This is a genomic window from Streptacidiphilus sp. PB12-B1b, from assembly GCF_014084125.1.
In the GTDB taxonomy this organism is placed as follows: domain Bacteria; phylum Actinomycetota; class Actinomycetes; order Streptomycetales; family Streptomycetaceae; genus Streptacidiphilus.
Map to the genome: position 1 here is coordinate 4,080,569 of NZ_CP048405.1, position 24,974 is coordinate 4,105,542.

At 70.9% G+C, this 24,974-nt stretch carries 22 protein-coding genes; 11 read left to right on the forward strand and 11 right to left on the reverse strand.

Annotation, left to right across the window (positions count from 1 at the left end):
- Positions 1–39: 39 nt before the first annotated feature.
- From GXW83_RS18225 to GXW83_RS18235, 3 genes are all read right to left on the reverse strand, one after another.
- Positions 40–1,233: an amidohydrolase gene (locus GXW83_RS18225; RefSeq protein ID WP_182447394.1), complete on the reverse strand. Its 1,194-nt coding sequence runs from the start codon at positions 1,231–1,233 to the stop codon at positions 40–42.
- A gap of 37 nt (positions 1,234–1,270) precedes the next feature.
- Positions 1,271–2,362, reverse strand: coding sequence for a glutamate--cysteine ligase (locus GXW83_RS18230; RefSeq protein ID WP_182444100.1), 1,092 nt, complete (start codon positions 2,360–2,362; stop codon positions 1,271–1,273).
- Between the two features lie 157 nt (positions 2,363–2,519).
- Positions 2,520–3,680: a glutathione-independent formaldehyde dehydrogenase gene (locus GXW83_RS18235; RefSeq protein WP_182444101.1), complete on the reverse strand. Its 1,161-nt coding sequence runs from the start codon at positions 3,678–3,680 to the stop codon at positions 2,520–2,522.
- A gap of 352 nt (positions 3,681–4,032) precedes the next feature.
- Between GXW83_RS18235 and GXW83_RS18240 the strand changes: the two genes are divergently transcribed.
- The 6 genes from GXW83_RS18240 to GXW83_RS18265 all read left to right on the forward strand — a co-directional run bounded on the left by GXW83_RS18240 (position 4,033) and on the right by GXW83_RS18265 (position 13,472).
- A complete protein-coding gene (locus GXW83_RS18240; protein WP_182444102.1) occupies positions 4,033–4,719 on the forward strand; it encodes a PRC-barrel domain-containing protein in 687 nt (228 codons plus the stop codon).
- A 706-nt stretch (positions 4,720–5,425) separates the two neighbouring features.
- Entirely contained in the window at positions 5,426–7,927 is a 2,502-nt protein-coding gene (locus tag GXW83_RS18245) for a glycosyltransferase (protein ID WP_182444103.1), read from the forward strand.
- On the forward strand, positions 7,924–9,519 hold the full coding sequence (locus GXW83_RS18250; protein ID WP_182444104.1) for a glycosyltransferase family 39 protein: 1,596 nt from the start codon (positions 7,924–7,926) through the stop codon (positions 9,517–9,519). Before GXW83_RS18245 ends, GXW83_RS18250 begins: the two co-directional genes overlap by 4 nt.
- The gene (locus tag GXW83_RS18255) at positions 9,516–10,928 is read left to right on the forward strand and encodes an alkaline phosphatase family protein (RefSeq protein ID WP_182444105.1); all 1,413 of its coding nucleotides are present in this window, start codon (positions 9,516–9,518) and stop codon (positions 10,926–10,928) included. Before GXW83_RS18250 ends, GXW83_RS18255 begins: the two co-directional genes overlap by 4 nt.
- A gap of 335 nt (positions 10,929–11,263) precedes the next feature.
- A complete protein-coding gene (locus GXW83_RS18260; protein WP_182444106.1) occupies positions 11,264–12,268 on the forward strand; it encodes a hypothetical protein in 1,005 nt (334 codons plus the stop codon).
- A gap of 58 nt (positions 12,269–12,326) precedes the next feature.
- Complete coding sequence (locus GXW83_RS18265; protein ID WP_225447077.1) at positions 12,327–13,472, forward strand: endo-1,3-alpha-glucanase family glycosylhydrolase; 1,146 nt, start codon at positions 12,327–12,329, stop codon at positions 13,470–13,472.
- 245 nt (positions 13,473–13,717) lie between these two features.
- Here GXW83_RS18265 and GXW83_RS18270 read toward each other — a convergent pair whose 3' ends face one another.
- From GXW83_RS18270 to GXW83_RS18305, 8 genes are all read right to left on the reverse strand, one after another.
- Entirely contained in the window at positions 13,718–13,939 is a 222-nt protein-coding gene (locus GXW83_RS18270; RefSeq protein WP_182444108.1) for a hypothetical protein, read from the reverse strand.
- A 50-nt stretch (positions 13,940–13,989) separates the two neighbouring features.
- The gene (locus GXW83_RS18275) at positions 13,990–14,694 is read right to left on the reverse strand and encodes a Type 1 glutamine amidotransferase-like domain-containing protein (protein WP_182444109.1); all 705 of its coding nucleotides are present in this window, start codon (positions 14,692–14,694) and stop codon (positions 13,990–13,992) included.
- Between the two features lie 125 nt (positions 14,695–14,819).
- A complete protein-coding gene (locus GXW83_RS18280) occupies positions 14,820–15,158 on the reverse strand; it encodes a YciI family protein (protein WP_182444110.1) in 339 nt (112 codons plus the stop codon).
- Between the two features lie 51 nt (positions 15,159–15,209).
- A complete protein-coding gene (locus tag GXW83_RS18285) occupies positions 15,210–15,671 on the reverse strand; it encodes a MarR family winged helix-turn-helix transcriptional regulator (protein WP_225447078.1) in 462 nt (153 codons plus the stop codon).
- Between the two features lie 95 nt (positions 15,672–15,766).
- Positions 15,767–15,994 carry a hypothetical protein gene (locus tag GXW83_RS18290; RefSeq protein WP_182444111.1) on the reverse strand — a complete coding sequence of 76 codons (228 nt, stop codon included), beginning with the start codon at positions 15,992–15,994 and terminating at the stop codon, positions 15,767–15,769.
- A 17-nt stretch (positions 15,995–16,011) separates the two neighbouring features.
- On the reverse strand, positions 16,012–16,905 hold the full coding sequence (locus GXW83_RS18295; RefSeq protein ID WP_182444112.1) for an SPFH domain-containing protein: 894 nt from the start codon (positions 16,903–16,905) through the stop codon (positions 16,012–16,014).
- 62 nt (positions 16,906–16,967) lie between these two features.
- A complete protein-coding gene (locus GXW83_RS18300; protein WP_182444113.1) occupies positions 16,968–17,492 on the reverse strand; it encodes a GNAT family N-acetyltransferase in 525 nt (174 codons plus the stop codon).
- Between the two features lie 146 nt (positions 17,493–17,638).
- On the reverse strand, positions 17,639–19,084 hold the full coding sequence (locus GXW83_RS18305) for a cellulose binding domain-containing protein (RefSeq protein WP_182444114.1): 1,446 nt from the start codon (positions 19,082–19,084) through the stop codon (positions 17,639–17,641).
- Positions 19,085–19,469: 385 nt separating this feature from the next.
- Between GXW83_RS18305 and GXW83_RS18310 the strand changes: the two genes are divergently transcribed.
- The 5 genes from GXW83_RS18310 to GXW83_RS18330 are packed head-to-tail and all read left to right on the forward strand — an operon-like array spanning position 19,470 to position 24,955.
- Positions 19,470–20,771: an extracellular solute-binding protein gene (locus GXW83_RS18310; RefSeq protein WP_182444115.1), complete on the forward strand. Its 1,302-nt coding sequence runs from the start codon at positions 19,470–19,472 to the stop codon at positions 20,769–20,771.
- Between the two features lie 2 nt (positions 20,772–20,773).
- Positions 20,774–21,739: a carbohydrate ABC transporter permease gene (locus GXW83_RS18315; protein WP_182444116.1), complete on the forward strand. Its 966-nt coding sequence runs from the start codon at positions 20,774–20,776 to the stop codon at positions 21,737–21,739.
- Positions 21,736–22,572: a carbohydrate ABC transporter permease gene (locus GXW83_RS18320; protein ID WP_225447079.1), complete on the forward strand. Its 837-nt coding sequence runs from the start codon at positions 21,736–21,738 to the stop codon at positions 22,570–22,572. Before GXW83_RS18315 ends, GXW83_RS18320 begins: the two co-directional genes overlap by 4 nt.
- 32 nt (positions 22,573–22,604) lie before the next feature.
- Positions 22,605–24,212, forward strand: a complete 1,608-nt coding sequence (locus GXW83_RS18325) for a beta-N-acetylhexosaminidase (protein ID WP_182444117.1) — start codon at positions 22,605–22,607, stop codon at positions 24,210–24,212.
- The gene (locus GXW83_RS18330; protein ID WP_182444118.1) at positions 24,209–24,955 is read left to right on the forward strand and encodes a GntR family transcriptional regulator; all 747 of its coding nucleotides are present in this window, start codon (positions 24,209–24,211) and stop codon (positions 24,953–24,955) included. The genes GXW83_RS18325 and GXW83_RS18330 overlap by 4 nt, the downstream gene beginning before the upstream one ends.
- Positions 24,956–24,974 lie beyond the last annotated feature (19 nt).

A 24,974-nucleotide genomic window follows, 5' to 3' on the forward strand; every position in this document is an offset into this window, starting at 1 on the left:
CCTGCCCGCCACCGGCGTCACGGGGTCGACGCCCCGGCGTCAGCGTTCGGCCTCGGCCTGGGCGTGGAACTGCGCCCAGGCCTCGGCCCGGATCTCGGGGTGCAGCAGCAGGTCCGAGCCGAGGCAGGCCAGGGCCTTGGCGGAGGCCAGCATGGCCCGCCGACCGCGTTCGCTCCCGGCAGCGGCGGCGAACTGCGGGGTGTGGTCCGACCCGTCCGGCTCCATGATCGCCACGAAGGGGTGGATCGCCGGTATGCGGGTGCTGACGTTGCCGATGTCCGACGAACCCAGGAACACCCCGGCATCGGGCGGTGTCAGCTGAACGCCGCTGCGCCGCATGTGCTGGGAGAAGCGGTCGGACAGCGTGCTGTTGTCGCGGAAGTGCTCGTATCCGGCGGTGTCCCTGGTCACCTCGACGGTGGTGCCGGTGGCCAGGGCGATGCCCTGGGCGCACTGGGTGAGCTGCTCGACCAGGGCGTCGCGGGCGGTCGTGGTCAGCCCCCGGCAGCCGAACAGGCCCTCGGCGAGGTCCGGCACGATGTTGGTGGCCTTGCCTCCCTCGGTGATGATGCCCTGGACGTGCGAGCCGGGCGGAAGGCGCCGGCTGACCGCGTTCAAGGTGTTGAACAGCTCGATCAGCGCTGCGAGAGCGTCGATGCCCTCGGTGGGGTTGCCGGTCGGGTGGGCGGAACGGCCGTGGAACCGTACCCGCAGCTGGATCTGCGCGGTCAGGGGCGCCCGGGACCAGTCGTGGACGCCCGGGTGCACCATCAACGCCGCGTCCACTCCGTCGAAGACGCCCGCCTGGACTTCGGCGACCTTCCCGCCGCCGCCCTCCTCCGCCGGGGTGCCGACCGCCAGCAGGGTGCCCTCGACATCGCCGAGCACCGAGCGCAGCGCGAGTGCGGCGCCCAGGCCGGCGGCGGCGATGAGGTTGTGCCCGCAGGCATGCCCCAGCTGCGGCAGGGCGTCGTACTCCAGCAGCAGCGCCACGCGCGGGGCCGCCCCCGTTCCGGCGCGGGCGACGAATGCGGTCGGCATCCGGGCCACGCCCCGCTCGACCTCGAAGCCGCCGTCTTCCAGCGCGCCCGTCAGCAGGTCCGCCGCGCGGTACTCCTGGTACGCGGTCTCCGGATCCCGGTGCAGGGCCGAGGCCACCTCCCACAACTGTTCCGTCCGCCCGTCGACGGCCTGGTCGATCTCGTCGTACAGCGATGCGCGGTGCCGGCCCATGTCGTCCTCCTGACGTACGTCCACCGGGGTCACCGGGTCACCCGCGCTGGGCGGTGATCAGGTCCACGACGGACTCCAGGCCGTCCTTGACGAAGGCCCGGCGCTGGCGCTGCGCGCCGTTGCCCTGGCTGAGGAGTCGCTCCACACCGGCGGTGACCAGGTCCAGGTCACCGGCCTCCCGCAGAGCCGGGGAGATGTGTGTCATCAGTGCACCGGTCACCTCCCGCGCGGTGTCCGGGCGCCAGGTGTGCGGGTTGATCAGGTTCTCGTCCAGGCCGTGGCGGGCTGCCTGCCAGGTGGCTGCGGCCACCAGTTCGCTGGGAGCGTCGGGCAGCCGAGCGGATCGGCGATGGTCGTCCAGTGCGCGGGCGACCAGGGCGCGGACGACACCGGCCAGCGTGACGGCGTCCTGGATGTCCAGCTGGACGTCGAGGGCGCGGATCTCGATGGTGGGGTAACGCTCGGACAGCCGCGCCTGCCAGTAGAGTTGGCCCCGGTCCATGACCGCTCCCGCGTCGAGCAGCGCCCCGGTACGGGCCTGGTAGTCCGCCGCGTCGGCGAACACCGGGGGCGGGCCGCTGACCGGCCAGCGGTCGAAGACCAGGGTGCGCCAGCTGGCGAACCCGGTGTCCCCGCCGTCCCACAGCGGGGAGTTCGCCCCCAGGGCCACCAGCACGGGCAGCCAGGGACGGACCCGGTTCAGCGCCCCGACACCGTTGTCCCGGTCGGGGATGGCGACGTGCACGTGCATGCCGTTGATCAGCTGCTCGTCCACCAGCTGCGGCGCGTCCTCGGACATCGCCTGATAGCGCTCCTTGGCCGTGACCGGGACCGGGTCCGATGCGCGGGCCGGGGCCGCTCCACAGGCCGCCACCCGGCAGCCCGCATTGGCCGCCGCGGCGGCCACCGCCCCGCGCAGACGCACGAGGTTCTCACCGACCTCCTCCAGGCTCTCGCAGACCGGCGTACCCACCTCGACCTGCGCCTGAAGCAGCTCCGGCTCCACCTCGTCCTCGGCCACCGACTTCAGCCGGTCAGCAGCGGCCCGCACCTGCGCGCTCCGAGGGACCGGCAGCCCCCGGTCCCGATCCAGCAGCAGATACTCTTCTTCGACACCGATGGTGAGCATGGGCGTCGCGTACCCCGTGCTGCCCCGGCCATGCTCCACCGGAGCCCCGCAGCCCCGCAGCGGGCGCGGCCGATGCCGCCGCGGAACCGCCGGGGAGCAGGCACCGACTCAGGACCGCAGGAATTCCGGCAGCACGCGGTTCCCTTCCGCGCTGTGGTCAGGATCGGGTGGCCGTCTTCTGGCCGGGCCGCAGCAGGACCTTGGTCCAGCCCTCGTCGCGCTTGTCGAAGTGCCGGTAGGCATCTGGTGCCTCATCCAGGCTGAGCTCGTGCGAGACCAGGAAGGACGGGTTCGCCCGGCCGGTGATGATCAGGTCGCGCAGCTGGCGGTTGTAGCGCAGGACCGGGGCCTGGCCGGTGCCCATGTGCTGGCCCTTGGTGAAGAAGGTGCCGTAGTCGAAGCCGATCCGGCCCTCCTTGGCACCCTCGGTGGCGGCTTCCGGGTCCTCGGGCACGTACACCCCTACGACGCCGATGCCCCCGGTGGTACGCACGGCCTTGACGAGGTTGTCCAGGACCAGCTCGGGGTGTTCCTGCCCGGTGTGGTCGTGGGCCTGGTAGCCCACCGCCTCCACGCCGCAGTCCGCTCCCCGGCCGTCGGTGGCGTCCAGGATCTGCTCGACCGGGTCGGCGTCGGTGAAGTCCACGGGGGTCGCCCCGATGGAGGCGGCCAGCGCCAGGCGGTCGGCCTGCTGGTCGACGACGAAGACGTGAGCGGCTCCCCGGATCATGGCGCTGTGGGCGGCCATGAGGCCCACCGGACCGGCCCCGAACACCACGACACGGTCGCCGGGGCGCTGACCTGCCAGTTCCGTGCCGTGCCAGCCGGTGGGGAAGATGTCCGAGAGCATCGTGAAGTCGTTCTCGTGCTCCGTGCCCGCGGGCAGGCGCAGCAGGTTGACGTCGGCGTACGGGACGCGCAGGAACTCGGCCTGGCCGCCGTTGTACGGTCCCATGTTGGCGTAGCCGTAAGCGGCGCCGTCGACGCCCTCGGTGGGGTTGACCCGGGTGCAGAACGCGGTCCAGCCCTGCCGGCAGTTGCGACAGGTCCCGCAGGCGATGTTGAACGGCACCGAGACCCGGTCGCCGACCTTGATCCGGGTCACCCCGGGGCCGACCTCCTCGACGATGCCCATGTTCTCGTGGCCCAGGACCTTGCCTGCTTCGACTGCGGTACGGCCCTCGTACATGTGCAGGTCCGAACCGCAGATGTTGGTGGTGGTGATGCGCACGAGCGCGTCGTTCGGCGCCTCGATCCGGGCGTCGGGGACGTCCTGCACGGAGACGTCGAAGGGTCCGTTGTAGACCAGGGCTTTCATGTCATCAGTCCTTCGGGTAGAGGTGGGGTGTCGGTGGGCGTCAACCGGCCGGTTACGGGTCGCTGCGCAGGGCCCGGTCCGAGCGGGAAGCGCCGACTGCGAGGTCTTGGTCGAGGAGGACGCCCAGCCTGGGCACGGACCGAGGGTGCAGACCGACGCCAATGCCCGCAAATGTGTCGTTTCCACGGGTACGCGTAACCCGTGTGCCCCGGATGACACCTCACGGCGCGCACGCGTACGCCCTTGTCCGGTGCCCGGTGCCCGGTGTCCGCTGCCCGACTTCGGGCAGGTGCTGGGGAAGCCAGGGCCGTCCGGCCGCCGGCTGCGATGAGGGAAGAAGAGGGGTCCGAACATGGACGCGATTTATGCAATCGGCAGCGTGGTCAGCTGCAGCAACGGCGACTGCGGGCGTCTGGAGCGCGTGGTGATCGATCCGGTGGCACGCGCGGTCACGCACCTGGTGGTCCAGCCCGATGACGGCGCCCCGCTCCTGGTGCCGCTGGACCTCGTCGAGGACACGGAGGAGGGCCCGGACCTCGTGGTGCGCCTGCGTTGCAGCACCGACGACTTCCACCACCTGGAGCCGGCCGAGGAGAGCCACTTCGTCCCCGCGCCCGAGGACACCTCGGGCTACCGGGCCGACCAGACGATGGCCTGGCCCCACTACAGCCTGGGCGTGGGAACGGCGGGCGTGGGCTCGCCGGGCGTGGTCCCCGTCGCCATGCCCCCGCAACCCGCACAGGCTGCGACCAAGGCCACGACAGAGGAACGTGTCCCCACCGGCGAGGTACAGATCCGCCGCGGCCAGCGGGCCCAAGCCGACGACGGCGAGATCGGGCACATACAGGGCCTGGTGATCGATCCCCAGGACCACCACGTCACCCACGTACTCCTGCAGGAAGGCCACCTCTGGGGCAAGCGGACCGTGGCCATCCCGATCGCCGCGGTGACCCGCGTGGGCGACGGCGTCAGGGTCCAGCTGACCAAGAAGGAACTGAGCGACCTTCCCACCGTCGAACCCGCCGACTTCCACGCCTGACCGCGAGCGCCCACCCCCGGTACCACCCGCGCGGCGGGAACGCCTGCCGTGCCCACTGTCGCGCATCGCACACCCGAGCACCGGACAGTTCGCCGTCGATGCGCCTGTACGCAGCCCACGGTCGCCACAGGCCGCACCTCCCAGCTGGGCCCTCACCAGTCGGGAGGTGCGGCCTCTCGCTCCTTGGTCCCGCCGATCGGCGAGTCGGCCGTATGCCATCGGATTCAACCCGGCAAAACCCGGCGCGGGCCCGTGGGACGGGTGCAAATGTTTCCGGGACATGTCGTCCTGTGTTTTTGCGTAACGGCCCCTGCAAGCACCGTCATTGTCGGCCCATCATTGCAGATCAGTCGGCTTTGTCCGGCCGAATCCCGGGCAGATCCTGCCACGCTCCCGGGGGATCCGGGCCCGGCGTCTCTGAGCCCGGAATATATTGGTGTCAGATCTGTTCGTCCACGTTCGTCTTCATCGCTTCTTACCCATCTTCTCCTGTTCACCTCCTGTCCACCACTGGTATGGTCATGTCCACTTCAACTCCGTAGGTCTCTCCCGGTCGTACGGTTGGCGCGACGCCGCGCTCACCGGCCCCGTTCCTCTCGCGGACGAGGCGCATGACCGGCTTGCCCACCTCGCTGCCGCTGTCCGGCGCGCGGTCGGCAAGGCGCCAGCACAGTCAGCGCCCATCTGACGACGACGAGGTGTGACTATGAGTTCCGTCCTGCCCGAAAACCGGGAGCCTCTCGAACAGGACCTGGCCGATGCCCCTCTGCTCAATCCGCGAACAGCAGACACCGCCACGGGCTCCGAGCAACTGACGATCGTCCTGCCCACCCGCGAGGAACAGCTCACCATCGCCCCACTGCTGCACCGGCTCGGCGAGGTCTTCCGAGATCAACCGGTCGAGATCCTGATCGTCGACGACAGCGACACACCCGGCTGCCCGGAGGCAGCTCAGCAGGCCGCCGCCGGACTCGACCTCCCGGTGCGGCTGCTGCACCGCCCGGCCGACCGCCGGCGGGGCGGCCTGGCCACCGCCGTCCTCGAGGGATTCCGGCTGGCCCGCGGCGAGTGGGTGCTGGTGATGGACGCCGACCTGCAGCACTCCCCGGAGGCCGCGGCCGGACTGGCCGCCGCTGCCCTCGGCCACGACTACGACCTCCTGGTCGGCACCCGGTACGCGGGCGGCGGCTCAGCGGGCGACGGCCTCGACGGGCCGGTACGCGTCCTGGCCTCGCGCAGCGCCACCCGGCTGTGCCGACTGCTGTTCCCCAAGCGCCTGGCCACCGTCACCGACCCGCTCTCCGGGCTGTTCGCGGTACGCCGGGCGGCCCTCGACCTCCAGCGGCTCAAGCCGACCGGCTTCAAGGTATTGCTGGAGATCCTGGTGCGCCATCCCGAACTGCGGGTGGCCGAGGCCAGCTACCGCTTCGAGCCGCGCGCGGCCGGCGGCTCCAAAGCCGGCCTGGGCACCGTGGTCCACTATCTCCGGCATCTGACCCGGCTGCGCCTGTCCCGGCTCAGCGGCCAGATCCGCCAAGGCGGAACGCTCGCCTCGTCCTGGTTACGGATGGCGGGCTTCGCCGCGGTCGGCGCCACCGGCATCGTCGCCAACAACCTCGCGTTATGGCTGTTCGTCCACTCCCTGGGCACCCCCAGCCTGGTCGGCGCCGCCCTGGCCACTCAGGTGTCCACCTCGTGGAACCTGCTGCTGCTGGAGGCGGCCGTCTACCGCGGCCAGGGCCAGGGCCGACTGCGCGGCCGGACGGCGCGCTTCTTCGTCCTCAACAATGTTCTGATGCTCGGACGGCTTCCAGTGCTGTGGCTTTTCCTGCACCTGGGCGCGGGCCTGCTGACCGCCAACACGGTCACGCTCGCCCTGCTGTTCCTGCTGCGCTTCCTGGTCAGCGACCGGGTGATCTACGGCCTGGGTGGCGAAGGCGGCCGTACCCCCGTGCGGCTGCTCGTGGACCTGGCCTCCACGAGCACCACGGACGGATCCGCGACCTCCCGCAAACGCTCGCGCCATCTGCCGTACCGCTACGACATCGCCGGCGTGGTCCGTATCGGCTCCCAGATCATGCTGCCCGAACTGGAGTTCTTCCGGGCCCAGTGGACCGGTGAGGGTGAGCTGGACATCGCGGTCCGGGTCGGCAGCATCGGCCCGCGCGGACCACGGAACCGGGCCAAGCTCACCGAGCGGGCCGAGAGCGCCACGGGCACAGCCCCCGGCTCGCGTGTGCTGGACTACGAGGAGCACTTCGGCCGGCTCGGCGCCAACTTCCGGATCACCCTCGGAGACCGGGTGGACATCGAGGTCGGCCCGCTGCTCGCGCGCTCCCCGCACGTGGTCTACACCAACATCGTCGAGGCGCTGCTACGTTTCGTCATGGTCTCCCGCGATCGGATGCTGTTGCACTCGGCCTGTGTGGAACTCGACGGACACGGCGTGATGCTCTCCGCCCTCACCGACACCGGGAAGACCGGAACCGTGCTGCGGCTGCTGCGCGAACACGGCGGACGCTTCCTGTCCGATGACATGACCGTCATCGACGCGCAGGGCAACGCCTACTGCTTCCCCAAGCCGCTGACCATCAGCGCCCACACGCTGCGCGCGGTGCAGGCCGAGGACCTGACCCGGCGCGAGTGGCGCAGGCTGCACCTGCAGAGCCGGCTGCATTCGAAGTCGGGACGCTCCTTCGCGGTCGCGCTCAGCCGCTTCAACCTCCCGATCATCGGCATCAACGCGATCGTCCAGCGCCTGGTTCCGCCGCCCAAGTACACCGCGGACCGGTTGGTGGCCTGCGACTTCGGCGCCGGTGTCCGGGTCAGGGACCTGTTTGTCATCGAGCGCGGCGCGCCGCGCACGGCCCCGCTGGACCCCGCGGAGACAGCCGACCGGCTGATCACCAATACCGACGATGCCTACGGGTTCCCGCCCTTCAACAACCTCGCCCCGAGCATCACCGTCGGCGGGCTGGAGTATCCGCAGCTGCGCGAGCGGGAACGGGAGATCCTCGAATCGTTCCTGCGCCACAGTCGGGCGCGGGTGCTGGCTTCTGACACCTTCGGATGGGCCGAGGAGATCGCCGCCCTCGTCCTCGGCGGGGAGACCAGGCTCGACCCGCTCGAGTCGGCGCGCGGCACGGTGCCGGCCGGCGAAGCCTGGCCCCGGTGGGCAGCGGCGATGGCGGATCGGCAGACCGCGTGACCCTGGAACTCGCTGCAACCGGGACCGCGCGGAAACCCCTTCCGCGGACGGCGGTCACGGTGGCCCGCTCGGCGGCAGGGCGAATCCTGCCGCCGAGCGCGGTGCTCGCGCTGGCCGCCTGGCTGCGCTTCCGTGACCTGACCTCGGTCGGCTTCAACAGCGACGAGGCCGTGTACACCGGCAGCGCCCAGGCACTGGCCGGACACACCGGCCTGGAGTCGATGTTCCCGGTCTTCCGGGCGCACCCGATCCTGGTGCAGCTGGTCATCGCCCAGGCATTGCGGATCAGCGACAGCGACTGGTCCGCCCGGGCGGTGACCGCGGGCTTCGGCGTCGCGGCGGTAGGTCTGACCTACCTGCTCGGCCGACGGCTCTACGGCCCGGCGGGCTGCGCCGCCGCCGGACTGCTCGCGGTGATGCCGTACCACGTGACGGTGAGCCGCGAAGTGCTGCTGGACGGGCCGATGACCTGCTTCGGGGTGCTCTGCCTCTACTGCCTGGCGCGGGCCACCGCGGACGCGCCGCGGCGCTGGGCCATGGCGGCGGGCGCCGCCCTCGGCCTGGCAGCCCTGTGCAAGGAGACCTCGGCCGTGTGGGTGGGCAGTGTGTTCGTCTTCGGGGCGATGGGGTCGGCGGGCCGGCTCAAGGCACGACATCTGCTGCCCGGGCTCGCGGTGTTCACGGGCGTCTTCGTCGCCTACCCGTTGGCGGTGCGGATGGCGGGAGCGTCCGGCACCAGTCAGAACTTCCTGCTCTGGCAGTTGCTGCGCCGTGCCAACCACCCGCTCTGGTTCTATTTCACCGCGCTTCCCGGGTCCGTCGGCGTGGCCGTGCTGGTGCTGGCACTGCTCGGCCTGGTGATCCGCAGACGTCTCCTGGGCTGGCGCGAACGCCTGCTGCTGGCGTGGATCGCAGTCCCCGTGGTGTTCTTCACGCTCTGGCCGGTCAAGGGCTACCAGTACCTGCTCCCCACGGCCCCGGCCCTCGCGGTACTGGCCGCGATCCCGGTCGCCGCGCTCTGGGACGCACGGGAGTGGCCCCGGACGCGGCGCGGGCCGGCCGCGCCGAACCCGGCGCTGCGCCGTGCGGCCCGCTGCGCAGCGCCGGCCTTGGCGCTGGCGGCGATGGCGACCCTGCTGGTACCGACCTGGCGACAGATCAATCCTTCGGACTCGACGGGCTTCCTCGCCGGGACCGGTGGCCTCCCAGGCGGGCGGGAGGCCGGCCGGTGGATCGCGGTGCACCTGCCGCGCGGCTCCCGACTCCTCGGCGGCGGACCATCGATTGCGAACGTCCTGGAGTACTACAGCGACCGCGAGGTCGGGGCGCTGTCGGTGTCCAGTGATCCACGGGACCGCAACCCGGTGTACCGGCCCGTGCCCAATCCGGACCTCGCCGTGCGCCGAGGCGAGTACCAGTACCTCGTCTGGGATTCCTACACCGCGGCGCGCACCCCGTACTTCGCCTCCGAACTGGAGAAGCTGGTGAACAGATACCACGGGGTGGCCGTGTACACCGGAACGGTCATGGTGGCCACGAAGCTCGGTCCCGCCCCGGTCCCGGTCATCGTCGTCTACGAGGTGCATCCGTGAACGGCATCCCGCGTCGGCTCGGCCGGTGGCGTCGCGCCGTCCTGGCCGTCGCCTGCGCGTCCTTGCTGGCCCTCGCGGCGCCGCCCGGACTGCTGCCGACGGCGGCAGCCGACACTGCGCCGACGACCACGCCGATCAAGCACTTCATCTACCTGATGCAGGGTCCGCGCAGTTTCGACGACTACTTCGGCACCTTTCCCGGGGCCGAGGGCTTCCCGGCCGGCGCATGCCAGAGCCAGGGCAAGGGCCGTCCCTGTGTCAGCCCGCACCCGCTGCACGGCCGGCCCACGGCGGGCCTGCCCGGCACCGACGCCGACCTGGTCTCCGCGCAGGTGGACAGCGGCAGGATGGACGGCTTCGTCAGCGCCTACACGCGCCAGGGCCGCGACGGCGCCGACGCCATGGGCTACTACGACGCGGCCGACCTGCCGACCGACTGGGCGGCGGCCGAGCGGTACGTCCTCTTCGACCAGTTCCACTCGGACGCGCAGTACGGCACAGCCGCGAACCGCTGCTACTGGATTGCGGCCACCGACCCGGACGGCGACCGGATCCCGTCCGGCGGATACGGTGACCTGCAGAACATCTTCGACCGGCTCGACGCGGCGGGGGTGAGCTGGAAGTTCTACGTACAGAGCTACCGCACGAAGACCTCCTCCATCGGCGCGGGCAGCGGCACCGACGACCAGGCGGCCCGGGTGCCCCTGCTGGACTACCACCGCTTCCTGGACGACCCGGCGCTGCGCGGGCACATCGGGGACCTGAGCCAGTACTACGCGGACCTCGCCGACGGCAGGCTGCCGGCCGTGGCGTACGTGGCCAGCTCAGGATCGGACGAACGCTCCGCGCACTCGATCCGGGCCGGACAGCAGCTCATCCAGACCATGGTCGACCAACTGATGGTCAGCAGGTACTGGAGCTCCTCGGCGTTCTTCTGGTCGTATGAGCAGGCAGGAGGTTGGTACGACCAGTACGCGCCGCCGAAGACCGCCGCCGGCACCCTCGGCCTGCGGGTTCCGGCGATCCTGGTGAGCCCCTACGCCCGCGTCGGCACGGTCGACTCGACGCCGTCCGCCCCGGAAAGCGCGCTGCGCTTCATCGAGCAGAACTGGGGGCTCGCCCCGCTCACCGCACGGGACGCCGACGCCGCCAGCCTCGCCGGCGCGTTCGACTTCGACGCCGGGCCACGGCAGGCAGACCTGTTGCCGGGCCCTGCGTCGGGTGTGCCCCCCTTGACCGCGGCCGCGGTGGACACCGGGCCGGCGATCACCCTCTACAGCCTGGTTGCGGCGCTGTGTGCAGTCCTGCTCGCCGCTGCGGCCTCGGCCGCCGGCCTTCGACGGCTGCGCCGTCGCGGCGCAGCGGCAGGGCTGAGCCACCCCCGGTCGGACTCCGGGGGACAGCCGTGAACACGTGGAGGGCACCGCTGGCGGCGGTCGGTGGCGTACTGGCGCTGCTGAGCCTGACGGCGGTGGGTGCGACTCACGGGCCGGGCGTCCCCTCCGCACGGCCGGCATCGACGGCTTCAGGGGGTGCGGGGGGTCCGGGGGGTCCGGGCGTTTTGGGAAGCTCGCCCACGGGCACCGGGCAGCCGACGGCAACGCCCATGCCCAGCCCGACCCGTCCGCACCCGCACAAAAGCCCGCGTCCGCACCCGCACAAACACCCGCGGCCCCACCCCCGCAAGCATCCGCGACCGCACCCCAGGCGCCAGCCCTGGCCTGTCACGCTGGTCCTCAGGACCGTGCCGCCACTGCCCGGCGTGGTCTTCGGCCTGGATGGGACGACCTACACCACCGGTCCGCAGGGCACGGTCAGCGTGACCATGGAACACGACCGGACCGCGCACACGCTCGCCGTCGTCAGCACGAGCGTCGACATCGGAACCCACCGCTACGCGTTCTACCGCTGGACCGGCCAACGCCGGCCCGACGAGGCGTACCGCCCCGCCGTGACCGCACTCCCCTGGCGCACCGACCACACGATCGACGCCTCCTTCGCCGCCGAGTGCCGGGTGGCTTTCTCGTACGCGGACCAGAACGGACGGGCCATCGCATCGGCCTCGCTCAGTTCCGCCCAGGTGCAGAGCCAGACCGGTCAGGACTACACGCTGCCGCTGACCGGCGCCACCTGGCTGCCGTGCACCGCGCCGACGCTCATGCCGGTCGGTCCGCGGAGCCAGCCGATCACCTACCGGCTCAAGGCGCTGGTAACCGAGGGCGCGAACATCGCCAACGACGGGCAGGAGGCGTTCACCCCGCTCAGGGATGCACACCCGATCCTGACCGGGTACTACTTCGACCTGCGGGTCCAGGTCCAGGACGCCTTTCTCGGCGGACCGGCCGGCCGCTCGGTGATGCTGCGGCTCCCTGACGGGCGCATGGCGGCCGCGCGGCTCGACGCCGCGGGCCGGGCCTCCTTCGGGCACCTCCCCCGAGCGTCCTACTCGGTCACCTCGACCGGCGGCGGAGTCGCCATGGCCAAGACCATCCGGCTTTCCCAGGAAAGCACCGTCGCCGTGCGGATGATCAGCGACGACGATCTCGGGCTGGGCGCCCTCTGCCTGCTGCTGTTCCTGCTCGCGCCCTTCATGCCCGCCGCGGTGCGCGCTGTGCGCCGTCGGCGCGGGGCGAGAGGCCGCCCGCAGGGCGGGGGTGCGCCGGACGGGGGCGCGGCGGACACGGGCCCCGAGCCGCAACCTGCCGCGCCCCCTTCCGCAGCGCCGGCGGTAACCGAACCAAGGAGCTGAAAGACCCGTGAGTCGCACGTCCTCGCATCGACTGCCCCGGTTGGGGCTGCTCTGTCTCGTGATCGCAGCGCTCGGCCTCGCGGCTCTTGCCGTCGGCCTGGCGACCCAGTCCGACACACCCGCCTCGTCCCCCCAGGGCTCCGGCTCGTCCGTGCCCAGCGAGCTCACTCCGCTGCCCGGTCCCGTCGCCTCCGGCGGGAATGCGCTGCCGCTGTTCGCCTACTACTACATCTGGTTCAGCCCGAACTCCTGGCGGCGGGCCAAGCTCGACTACCCGCTGGCCGGTGACTACTCGAGCGGTGATCCGGCCATAGTCAAACAGCAGATCGAGTCGGCAAAGGCGGCAGGTATCCAGGGCTTCATCGTGAGCTGGAAGGACACTGCCCAGAACGACAGCCGACTGCAGTTGGTCATGCGGATCGCCGCTCAGGAGAAATTCAAGCTGGCGATGATCTACCAGGGTCTGGATTTCCAGCGCAAGCCGTTACCGGCGTCGGAGGTGGGCAAGGATTTCCAGACCTTCGAGACGAAATACGCGCCCAACCCGGTGTTCTACAAGATCGGCGGCAAGGCGCTGACCATCTGGAGCGGCACCTGGGAGTTCAGCGCGGCGGCCGTGCGGAGCGTCACCAGCCCGGTAACCGGCAGACTGCTGGTGCTCAACACACAGAAAAGCGTGTCCGCCTACGACCAGATCGCCTCGTACACCGACGGCGATGCGTACTACTGGTCCTCGGTCAATCCGCAGACCGACGCCGGCTATCCGAAGAAACTGCAGCAGATGGCCGCAGCCGTGCACGCCCACCACGGGTACTGGATCGCCCCCTTCGCCCCCGGTTTCGACGCCGAACTGGTCGGCGGAACCGGAACCGTGCCACGCGACGACGGCCGGACCCTGCGCACGGAATACGCCGCAGCCGTGGGCTCCTCCCCGGACATGCTCGGCCTGATCAGCTGGAACGAGTTCAGCGAGAACTCATACGTCGAGCCGTCCAAGAAATACGGGTACTTCTACCTGGACGCCGTAGCGCAACTGCGCGGCGCGACAGTCCCGGCAGGACTGCAGGACAGCGACTCAAGCGCCCAGTCAGGAAGCCAGGACAGCCCCTGGCCCGACGCGTTTCTCCTTCTCGGCTGCGTCCTGATATGCGGCAGCACAGCCGGATTCGCAGCCGCGATCCGCACGGCACGCCGAAAGCCCTGAGCCACTGCATGCGCGCTTCGGCTGAGCCGCAGCCAGCCGCGTCGTGCACGGCAGACCGGGCACGTGCCGGGGATGCCACCAGCTGAGCGGCGAGAAAGGGGACGTCGTATGAAGAACACCATCAACACCGGCCCAGCGCCGTGCCGCCCTTAAGGTGTGCCGTCAGCTGGCCCAGCGGGCCTGCGCCCGCACCACACCGCCCGCGCACCCGTTCGCGGAGGCCCGGCCGGGTTCGTGTGCGGGCTCTACGACGCCGTCTGCGTTGCAGTCGTGCAGGACATCGCGGACCTCTCCGGCCTGGTGAGCGTGACCGTCACGCTTTCGTCGACCGGCATGCGCTGTGCGGACAACAGCACCACCTCGGCCCGCCGCCAGGTAACCATCGAGCCCGCACCCCTGCGAACGATCCGCACCAATCGCCGTCCCTCATCGTCGTCGATGTCTCGGACCCGAAGGCGTTCAGCCATGAGGACAGCATGGCCGTGCCGCCCGAGCCTGCCACGGACCCGGCCGTGGGTCAGCGTGGTTGAGTATCAGGCGTGGTGAGTGGCAGCATGACGCTCTCACCTGGCTGCAGGCTCCGCACCTGGTCCCCAACGAGGTGCACCGGTTCGAATCCGACAGCGGTGAACTGCCCGTCTGCCACCACTGCTCCGGCTCGCTCGTGCAGGGCCACGACGGGCCGGCGGTTCTCTCGCGCCCACTCCCGCGCACGTGGCGTGTCCTGGAGGCGGTGATGCACGAACACCCCGTGTCCCGCCAGCAGATCAAGGCCCCGGGTGTCGGTCGTGTGGCAGGAGTCCACATCGAGGTGCGCAACGGTCGTGATGTCGACACCCATCACCGCCGCGCCCGCGCTTCCTCCGTAGACAGCTCCGCCGTTCTCCAGAAAGCGCTTTAGCGCAGTCAGGAGGCCGTTGCGTCGAAGGACTGCCAGTAGACGGAAGGTGTTGCCCCCGCCGATGTACACCCCGCGGAACTCCGGTAGGCGTCGGGCCGGCTCGTCGCCTGCACCGTCCCACATCTGGATGTCGTTCAGTCCGAGGGGCGAGAATACGCCGGTCACCCACTCCAGGCAGGCGGCATAGTCGCTTTCAGCCGGAACCATGGCAACCGGCCAGTACCACAACGGTCCGGAGCCCACTGCTGAAGCAAACGCGGTGTCCAGCCGGAGGGAGTCCTCCGCACCGCCGCCACCGGACAGGAACAGCGAGCCGGTCACCGCATGCCCGTAGGTTCAACCTCACTCATGAGGCCGAACCTACGGGAGGTGATCGACAGGCTGCAAGCGCATGCGACGGGGCGGACGTTGCCTGATGCGGTACCGGGGCGGGGCCTCGGTGACGATCAGACGGTCGGGTCGGGCAGGATCTCGCGGACCTCCTGCGCGCAGCGGCAGGCGGCGGCAAACTTGGCGGCCCACTCCAGCGCGTCCTGGCGTGAGGGCAGATCGAGGACCGCGAACCCGCCGAGCACCGCCTTGGTCTCCGGGTACGGGCCGTCGGTGACAGTCCCATCGGTGGCCACGATGCTCGCCTGCTGGGTTTCCAGTCCGCCGCCGAAGACCCACACACCGGCGTCCTGAGCCTGACGCATCACCTCGTGCGCGGCCTCGGCCACCTCGGGCAGCTCTTCCTCGAGGAAGGCCATCGCGCCGTCATCAAACGAGATCAGGTACCGCGTCATGCATGGCTCCCTTGTTCGATCCGGCGGATGCGTCGCCGTTCATTGGACGGGTCAGTCAGCCGCGCCGGGCGCCTTGGCTCGGGCGACGGCGGCGGCTCGGGCGGTGGCGAGGGCGGTACCGAGGTGCCCGAGTTCGGATTCCGAGAGCGGTGCACGCAGCAGGGATTCCAGCTCCCGGTCGAAGACCGCTCCCGCAGTCGCCAGCAACTCCTCTCCCGCCTCGGTGAGTTCCAGGATCGAGGAGCGACGGTCAGCAGGGTTCGGGCGGCGGGCGCAGTAGCCCAACGCCTCGATGCGGTCAACGGCCTGGCTGGTGCCGCCGACGGTGATGGCCAGCGCGTTGGCGATGTCGTACACCCGGCAGGAGGGCGTCGAAGCGATGGCCATCATCACGTTGAGGCTCCCCAGCGGCAGGCTGCACTCCTGCCGCAGCCGGGCGTCCACGGAGTTCCACAGGACGGTCTCGAAGCGAACCAGATCATCGAACACCTGCCGCAGTTGCACCGCTTCCACCGCACCTCCCTCGAAACCTTGGCACTGATTAGTTTAGCGCTAATTCAGATGAAACCGCAGCGCGGGCCGTGGGCCCGACCGGGGGACGCCGGACGTCAGCCGCCGGTGGGGAGTTGGGGTTCCGGCGGCTGGTCCTTCGGGGGGCGTCCGCGACGGGGCAGCTGGCCGACGTTGCTCGGCAGGCGTCCGGCCTGGGAGAGGGACTGTCGCAGCAGGTACTCGATCTGGGCCGTGGTGCTGCGCAGTTCGTCCCCGGCCCAGCGGACCAGGGCGTCGTGGACGGCGGGGTCCAGGCGCAGCAGGATCTGTTTGCGTTCACTCATGGCCGCTCCGGCCCGGCCTACTGGTAGAGAGTGCCGGTGTTGACGACCGGCTGGGTGGCCTGCTCGCTGCACAGGACCACCAGCAGGTTGCTGACCATGACGGCCTTGCGTTCCTCATCGAGCTCGACGATACCCTCCGCGCTCAGCGAGTCGAGGGCCTGGCGGACCATGCCGACCGCGCCCTGCACCAGCCGCTGCCGCGCGGAGACGACGGCGTCGGCCTGCTGGCGGCGCAGCATCGCCTGCGCGATCTCCGGCGCGTAGGAGAGTCGGGTGATCCTGGATTCGACCACGCTGATACCGGCGAGGGCGACCCGGGCGCCGATCTCCGCCGACAGGCGCCCGGTGATCTCGCCCGTGTGCTCGCGCAGCGAGATCTGGCCCTCGCTGCGTGCGTCGTAGGGGTATCCGGTGGCGATGTGGCGCACCGCGGTCTCGGTCTGGATCCCCACGAACTGGACGAAGTTGTCCACGGCGTAGACGGCTTTGGCGGTGTCCTCGACCTGCCAGACCACGACGGCCGCGATCTCGACGGGGTTGCCGTCGGCGTCGTTGACCTTCAGCGTCGCCGTCTCGTGGTTGCGCACCCGGGTGGAGACCCGGCGCCGCAGCGTGAAGGGGTTGACCCAGCGCAGGCCGGTGGCGCGGATCGTCCCGGTGTACCGGCCGAACAGCGACAGCACGCGGGCCTGGCCGGGGGCGACGGGCGTCAGGCCGATGAGGGCGAGCAGGCCGACCACGAACAGGGCCACGTTCCACCAGCCGTTGACGCCCCGCAGCACGATGGCGACGACGATCAGGGCCACGCCGAGGGCCAGCGGGCCCCAGCCGGGGATGTTGTATCCGTTCCGCTCGCTCACCGGCGCCTCGGGCATGCGGAGCGGTGGTTCCTGATCAAGTTCCGTGGTCATCGGAACGCCTCCCTGTGAGCAGTGATCTACCAGGCAAAAATCTAGCATAGTGATATCACTTTTTAGAAGGCATGGAGCGTGGTCAGCTGCCACCTCAGCTCTCCGTCGCTCCACTGGTCGGTGCGGGTGAGTCCGGCCGCGGCGGCGACGGCGGCGGACGCCTGGTGGTCGGGGTGGATGTGGGCGATGACGGTGTGCACCGGGCGCTCCCGCAGCCAGGCGACCAGCCCTCGGGCCGCCTCGGTGGCGATCCCCTGCCGCTGCCAGGGGGTTCCCACCACCCAGGCGATCTCCGCGACGGCTCCACAGTCATCGGCGGTGACCGTCGCCTGCACCGTGCCGGCCAGGCACCCGGCGGTGCGCAGGCGGATCGCCCAGTTGCACCAGGAGACCGCCGGATCGGGCGAGCCGACCGCCCAGCGGGCGTAGCGGGCGCGCAGGGCCTGGACGCTTTCCGGCGCGCCGCCGATGAACGTGTGCAGGTCGGGATCGGACAGCACGGCGGCCATCTCGTCGGCGTGCTCCACCCGCAGCGGCAGCAGGGTGAGCCGCTCGGTGTCGATGATGTCGGGCCTGAACGTATTCACGCTGCCTCCTGGTCGCAAGGTGCGACGAGTATGGCGCGGGCGCGGCGCGGCCCGACGTGAGGTCTACCGCCCCAGCGGCGGGCCCGGTCCGCACACGGGCATGTGCGCGGACCGGGCGGGGGCAACGAGCTGTTACAGCTGAGGAGTTACGAGTTGGGGACGGTGTCGACGAAGTGGGTGCCGCTGCCGTAGTAGCCGGCGACCGTGCTGGTGACCTGGGCCGGGGTGAGCGCGCCGGAGTTGTTGAAGTAGACCCAGTTGACCTTCTCGTCCCAGGTGCGCGCCCCGCTGGCGCCGGAGAGGTCGATGAACCACTCGTTGCAGTCGATGGTCATGGGTTCGCGCGGGTAGTAGATGCCGGTGGTGCTGAAGTACTCCTGACCGTCGACGTAGTACGTCACGGTGCCGTCCTCGACCGTCATCTGCAGGGTGTGCCAGCCCTGGAGGCTGCTGATGACGTTGTGGGTCTGCCGGTTCATGGCGTCCGCGCTGTACCAGCTGGTGGTGTAGAGCGTCGGGCCGGGCGCGCCCCAACCGCCGTTCGGCAGGTACTCGTTGTCCAGTTCGCTGTAGAGCGAGTTGTCCGGGGAGATGGTGTAGAAGGTCTCGTTGACGTGGTCGCCGTTCTGCCCGGTGGTGGGCGCGTCGTTGAAGTAGACCCGGGCCGCGTAGGTACCCTCGAAGAACTTCTCGCTGGTGGTGTCGATTTCGGCCTGGGTGGTGTCGGTGCCGTCGGTGGTGGCCTCCAGTTGCATCACCTTGCCGCCCTGGGCGGTCGGGTCGCTGGGGAAGCTGATCGCGTTCTGGGTCCAGGTGTTGGCGATGCCCGGGCCGCCGGAGCCGGTGCGGATGGTCCAGTCGTGGGCGTTGAGGGCGGGGTCGGTGGGGCCGGTGTAGTGGAAGTCGTCGAACAGCGTGCCGCCGGACGGCGGGGCACCGGTGGGGCCGGTGGGCGTCGGCGTCGGTGTCGGCGAAGCGCCCCCGGTCGGCGTGGGCGTGGGGGTCGGTGAGGCGGTGCCGCCGTTCGGCTCGGTGCCCCACGCCAGCGCGCCGTTCACATAGCCGGTGACCTGGCTGGAGGCGGTGTAGCCGGTGTCGGCGGCGTTGAACGAGTAGTCGTCGGCCTGGTTCACGTCCTGCCAGTCGCTGCGGTACAGCCGCAGTTCCAGGTCGCCGCTGTTGGCGCCGGGGGCCAGGCTGCCGGCGTCGGTGCCGAAGCTGATCTGGAGGTAGTGGTCGGCAGTGGCGGTGGGGTTCGCCAGTGCGACGACGGTACCGGTGATGTTGGAGCAGCCGGGCACGGCCCAGGCGCAGGCGAAGGTGTAGGGCACGGTGGTGTCGGCGCTGAAGTAGTAGCGCAGGGTGATCTGGCTGAGCGGGATGGCGGCCGAGGTGTTGTTGACGACCTCCAGCCAGGGTTCGGCCTCGTCGGCGGTGGCGGCCGTGCTGGTCTTGTAGAGCACGGTCAGGGCCGGGCCGGCCGCGTGCGCGGCGTGGACGGTGGGGTAGAGCGCGACGGCGGTGCAGGCCAGCGAGGCGGCTGCGAGCAGTGCGCGGCGCATCCCGCGTGGGCGGGGGTGGGCGTGCTCCATGGGGACTCCTGTGGGGGAGGCGGGCCCGGCGTCGGCCGGGGCCGTGGGGGCGCGTCGGCGGCATCCGTGCTCGGGAGGGGCGGGGATCCGGCGCGGTACTGCGGCAGCATGGGACACCCACGATGGATGACCACTGGTCATGTCACATGTGCCGGTTGACGTACAAGGTGATTGCCCGAACTCCCCATGTCAAGGCCGACATCATGATCTGCTGTCGCTCGCACACCCCTTTTCTTCCCCTTCGCAGGTGGGGATGCAGATCGGGTTTCCACCCATTGACATGACCAGAGGTTAGGTGGGAGCGTCTGCGTCCAGCAGCCGGCGCAGCAGCCCCGTCGGCCCTCCCGAGCACCCCCTCATCCCCCGGCCGTCGAGGAGAGTTCCCATGCACACGAGATCCCTGGCCTGGTGCGCCTGTGCCGCCGCCGCGGCCCTGTCCCTCAGCGCCTGCGGCAGCGGTTCGACCGACCACGGCACGGCCGCCGCCAGGACCACCGGTCCCCGGACGCTGACGGTGTGGCTGATGGACGGCGACCTCAGCACCCAGGCCACCGACGCGATCAATGCCGCCTTCGAGAAGGCCACCGGCGCGAGGGTGGACATCCAGATCCAGCAGTGGGCGAACATCAACACCAAGATCAGCACCGCGCTGGCGCAGTCCGACCCGCCGGACGTGGTCGAGATCGGCAACACCGACGTCCCGCTCTTCGCCGCCACCGGCGCGCTCAGCGACATCACCGCCGACGAGTCCTCGATGTCGGCCGGGCAGACCTGGCTGCCGGGCCTGGTCGGACCGGCCACCGTGGACGGAAAGGTCTACGCCGCACCGCTGTTCGCCGGCAACCGCGCGGTGATCTACAACAAGAGGATCTGGGCCGCCGCCGGGGTCACCACCGCCCCGACCAGCTTCGCCCAGCTCACCGCCGACCTGGACCGGATCAGGGCGAAGAACCCCCAGCCGGGCTTCTCCGCCTTCAACTTCCCCGGCCAGTACTGGTACGGCGCGCTGCAGTTCGTCTGGGACGCGGGCGGCGAGCTGGCGACCGAGAGCAACGGCAGGTGGACCGGCGCACTGGGCACACCCGCCGCCCAGCAGGGGCTGCAGGCGTGGAAGTCCTTCCAGAACACCTACTCCTCCCCCGCCTCCCGCAACGTCGACACCAAGACCCCCGACCAGGCCGCGATGTTCGCCTCCGGCAAGACCGCCACCATCCTGGACACCAGCATCAACACCGTGCTCAAGGACAACCCGGCGCTCAAGGGCCAGATCGGCACCTTTCCCTTCCCCGGCGCCGTTCCCGGCCACGACCAGCCGGTCTTCCTCGGCGGCTCCGACCTGGGCGTCGCCGCCAAGAGCCGGAACCAGGACCTCGCCGTGGCCTACCTGAAGGCGGCCACCAGCCCGGCCGTGCAGAGCAGCGCCATCGTCGGCATCGACGGCTGGACGCCGGTCTCCACCCAGCTCATCGACTCAACCCAGGGCAGTCTGCCGCCGACATCGGCCGCGTTCTTCGAAGCGGCCAAGGACAGCGTGTCCACCCCGGCGACCCCCGGCTGGGCCACCATCGAGAGCGACACGTCGATCAACACCTTCTTCGCCGACATCGCCACCGGGCGCACATCGGTGGCCCAGGCCGCGGCCGGTTTCGACGCCCACCTCGACCAGGCCCTGAACGCCTCCCAGTGACCATGGCCACCTCCACCGCACCCCGCCCCGGGCGCGCCGCCGAGCGGGCGGCGGCCCCCGCCCGGCCCGCGCTGCGGCGCACCGGCGCGGCGTTCCCGTACCTGCTGCTGCTCCCCGCCGCCGCCGTCCTGGCCCTGGTCCTGGGCTATCCGCTGGCCCGGCTGGTGCTGATCTCCTTCCAGGACTACGGGCTGCGCGCCCTGTTCACCGGGGTCGTGCCCTGGGCCGGCTGGGCCAACTACCGCGCGGTGCTGTCCGATCCGGAGCTGGTCCCGGTGCTGCTGCGGACCGCCGGGTTCTGCGCCGCGCTGGTGGCCGGGACGCTGGTCGTCGGCATGCTGGTCGCGCTGATGCTGGGGGCCCTGGGCCGGCGGATGCGCACTGCGGTCACGCTGTGCCTGATCGCCGCCTGGGCCGTGCCCAACGTGGCCTCCACCCTGGTGTGGCAGTGGCTGTTCCAGCCCGTCTACGGGGTCGTCAACTGGCTGCTGACGCAGACCGGGCTCTTCGGCGACCTGACCCAGCACGACTGGACCACCTCGGCGGCCTCGGCCTTCCTGCTGGTGTGGCTGCTGGTGGTGTGGCAGTCCGTGCCGTTCGTGGCGCTGACCCTGCACGCCGGGCTGACGCAGATCCCGCGCGCCTACTACGAGGCCGCGGCGCTGGACGGCGCGGGCCCGGTGACCGTGTTCCGAGCGATCACCCTGCCGTTTCTGCGGCCGGTCCTGGGGCTGGTCGGCATCCTCTCGGTGATCTGGGACTTCAACGTCTTCAACCAGATCTGGATCCTCACCCAGGGCGGCCCGAACCAGGGCACCACCACGCTCGGCATCTGGTCCTTCACCACGGCGTTCAGCAGCAACTCGCTGGGCCAGGGCGCCGCGATCGCGGTCGTGTCGGTCCTGCTGCTGCTCGTCCTCACCGCCTTCTACGTGCGCCGGCTGGTGCGGTCGGGAGAAGACCTGTGAACCCGAACCGACGGCCCGGCCACCGGCGGGCGCTGAACGCCGCCGCCGTGCTGTTCTGCCTCCTATGGGCGTTCCCCGTCTACTGGATGGTCGACACCGCCTTCAAGCCCTACGGCGACATCCTCAGCACCACCCCGCGGTTCCTGCCGTTCCCGTTCACCCTGGCCAACTTCGCCGACGCGGTGCGCAAACCGGGGTTCCTGACCGACCTGGCCAACAGCGCCGTGGTGACCTGCGCGGTGGTGCTGCTCTCGATCGTGCTGGCGTTCTTCGCGGCCGTCGCGCTGGCCCGGTTCCGCTTCCTGGGGCGGCGCGGCTTCCTGATCGCCGTCCTGGTGGTGCAGATGGTCCCGCAACCGGCCCTGCTGATCCCGGTCTTCCTCGGCCTCAAGAGCGCGGACCTGCTGAACACCCTGGTCGGGCTGGTGCTGACGTACGTCGCCATGGTGCTGCCGTTCACCATCTGGACCCTGCGCGGGTTCCTGCACGGCATTCCGGTGGAGCTGGAGGAGGCGGCGATGCTGGACGGCGCCGGCCGGATGACCGTCATCCGCAGCGTCCTGCTGCCGCTGGTCATGCCGGGGATCATCGCCACCAGCGTCTTCGCCTTCATCACCGCGTGGAACGACTACCTGTTCGCCTATGTGCTGATGAAGGACCAGAGCCACTACACCCTGCCGGTCTGGCTGGTCTCCTTCAGCACCAGCACCGGCACCGACTACGGCGGACTGATCGCCGCCTCCACCCTGTTCGCCCTGCCCGTGGTGGTGTTCTTCATGCTCATCCAGCGCCGCCTGGTCGCCGGCATGACCGCCGGGGCCGTCAAGGACTGACCCGCTCCCACCGCCAGCCCCGAAAGGCCACCGTGATCATCCCCCGTCCCACCGAGCTCACCCCGCACCCCGGGCGGTTCGTCATCGGCCCGGATCTGCACCTGGACGTCGGGCCCGGGACCGAGGCGGCCGCTGAGCTGCTCGCCGGCTACCTCGGCCGCGGGCGGGCCCGCAGCGCCGCGGGCCCGCGGATCGCCCTGTCCCTCTCCCCCGCCGCGCCGGACTCGGCGGGCAACCAGGCGTACACCCTGAGCATCCGGCCCGACCTGGTCACCCTGGCCTCCCCCGGGGTGGCCGGGCTGCTGAACGGCGTGCAGACGCTGCGGCAGCTGCTGCCGCCGGCCGCCCTGGACCAGGCCGCCGCCCGCGCCGAGGACTGGTGGTGGCCCTGCGCGGACGTCCGGGACCGGCCCCGGCTGGCCTGGCGCGGCGCGCTGCTGGACGTCGCCCGGCACTTCCTGCCGCTGGAGTTCCTGTACCGCTTCGTCGACGAGCTGGCACTGCACAAGCTCAACGTGTTCCAGCTGCACCTGAACGACGACCAGGGCTGGCGGATCGAGATCGACGGCCTGCCCCGGCTGACCGAGGTGGGCGCCTGGCGCGCCGAGTCGGCGCTCGGGCCGGGCGGCCCGGGCGGACCGGTGCCCGGCAACGGCACCCCGCACGGCGGCTACTACACCCAGGCCGAACTGCGCGGCCTGGTCTCCTACGCCCGGGCGCGCGGGGTCAGCGTGGTCCCGGAGATCACCATGCCCGGGCACGCCCGCGCGGTGCTGGCCGCCTACCCCGGGCTGGGCAACCGCCCCGGGCACCCGCTGCCGGTGTGGACCAGCTGGGGCGTCAGCGAGGACATCCTGGCCGTCAGCGACCAGGCCCTGGACTTCTGCCGACAGGTCCTCGCGCAGACCATGGAGGTCTTCCCCTCCCGCTACGTGCACCTCGGCGGCGACGAGTGCCCCACCGTGCAGTGGCAGCACAGCCCGCAGGCCCGCGACCGGGCCCGGCGGCTGGGCCTGGCCTCGCCCGCCGAGCTGCACGGCTGGTTCCTGGGCCGGATGCGGGACTTCCTGGCCGGGTCCGGACGCCGGGCCGTGGCCTGGGACGAGAAGGGCTACGCCGCAGGCACGGTGCCGTCCGGCATCGTCCTCGGCGCCTGGCGCGACCCGGCCCACGGCGCGCACGCGGTGGCGCGCGGCCACCAGGTGGTGATGGCGCCGCACCGGTCGACGTACTTCGACTACCCGCAGAGCGACGACCCCGGGGAGCCGCAGGGCCAGCCCGGAGGAACGGTGCGGCTGGCCGACGTCTACGCGTTCGACCCGCTGGCCGGTCCGACGACCGGTCCGCTGCCCTCCGCCGACCCGGCCGCCGACAGCGCACCGGGCGTGCTGGGCACCCAGGCGCAGCTGTGGACCGAGTACGCGCCCACGCCCGAGCACGTCACCTACCTCGCCTACCCCCGGCTGTGCGCGCTGGCCGAGGTCGCCTGGAGCGAGGGCCGACGGGACTTCACCGAGTTCCAGGGCAGGCTGGCGCACCACCGCAAGCGGCTCGGCGCGCTGGGCAGCGCGCCCCGGCGTCCCCGCCCGCCGGGCGACCGATCGCCCGCACTCCGACACCCTGGGACGATGGACACGTGACCGGCAGCGACAAGGCCCCCACTCGGGCCACCACCAAGCGCGACCTGGTGCGCGCACACCTGCTCGAAGTGATCGAGAAGTCGGGCCCGGGCACCAGCCTGGCCCCCGAACGCGACCTGGCCGTGCAGCTCGGGGTCTCCCGGCCGACCATCCGCGCGGCGGTCGAGGAGCTGACCCGCAGCGGCCTGCTGGTCCGCCAGCACGGCCGCGGGACCTTCACCAGCCCGCACAAGGTCACCCAGGAGATGTCCGGGACCACCACCAACGCCCTGGCCGTGCCGCCCGCCGAGGGCGACTGGACCAGCCGGGTGGTGCAGTTCACCGTCGCCGCGGCGGGCCCGCACCGGGCCGCCCGGCTGGGCCTGAACGCCCAGAGCCCGGTGCTGCGGATCGTCCGCGTCCGCAACGTCGACGACGAGCCGATCGCCATCGAACGGCTGGAGCTGCCCGCCGAGTTGGTCCCCGGCCTGGCCCCGGCCGACATGGAGAGCGGCAACTTCTACCAGCTGCTGCGCGAGCGCTACCAGATCGTGGTCATGGACGCCGTCCAGACCCTGGAGCCCGCGGTGACCAACCCGCAGCAGGCCGACCTCATGGACGTCCCGGTGTTCTCCCCGATCCTCCAGATCGAGCGGACCACCCGGGACACCACCGGGCGCACCGTGGAGTTCGCCCAGTCCGTCTACCGGGGCGACCGCTACCGGATCACCTCCAAGCTCCGCTTCGACGCCGCCTCCGGCTGATCCGGTCCGGCCCCCTGCC

Bases quoted from the DNA above. Each gene is read 5' to 3' on its own strand.
- GXW83_RS18225 (WP_182447394.1), bottom strand. From the start codon at position 1,233: ATGGGCCGGCACCGCGCATCGCTGTACGACGAGATCGACCAGGCCGTC.
- GXW83_RS18230 (WP_182444100.1), bottom strand. From the start codon at position 2,362: ATGCTCACCATCGGTGTCGAAGAAGAGTATCTGCTGCTGGATCGGGAC.
- GXW83_RS18235 (WP_182444101.1), bottom strand. From the start codon at position 3,680: ATGAAAGCCCTGGTCTACAACGGACCCTTCGACGTCTCCGTGCAGGAC.
- GXW83_RS18240 (WP_182444102.1), top strand. From the start codon at position 4,033: ATGGACGCGATTTATGCAATCGGCAGCGTGGTCAGCTGCAGCAACGGC.
- GXW83_RS18245 (WP_182444103.1), top strand. From the start codon at position 5,426: ATGAGTTCCGTCCTGCCCGAAAACCGGGAGCCTCTCGAACAGGACCTG.
- GXW83_RS18270 (WP_182444108.1), bottom strand. From the start codon at position 13,939: ATGGCTGAACGCCTTCGGGTCCGAGACATCGACGACGATGAGGGACGG.
- GXW83_RS18280 (WP_182444110.1), bottom strand. From the start codon at position 15,158: ATGACGCGGTACCTGATCTCGTTTGATGACGGCGCGATGGCCTTCCTC.
- GXW83_RS18290 (WP_182444111.1), bottom strand. From the start codon at position 15,994: ATGAGTGAACGCAAACAGATCCTGCTGCGCCTGGACCCCGCCGTCCAC.
- GXW83_RS18295 (WP_182444112.1), bottom strand. From the start codon at position 16,905: ATGACCACGGAACTTGATCAGGAACCACCGCTCCGCATGCCCGAGGCG.
- GXW83_RS18305 (WP_182444114.1), bottom strand. From the start codon at position 19,084: ATGGAGCACGCCCACCCCCGCCCACGCGGGATGCGCCGCGCACTGCTC.
- GXW83_RS18310 (WP_182444115.1), top strand. From the start codon at position 19,470: ATGCACACGAGATCCCTGGCCTGGTGCGCCTGTGCCGCCGCCGCGGCC.
- GXW83_RS18315 (WP_182444116.1), top strand. From the start codon at position 20,774: ATGGCCACCTCCACCGCACCCCGCCCCGGGCGCGCCGCCGAGCGGGCG.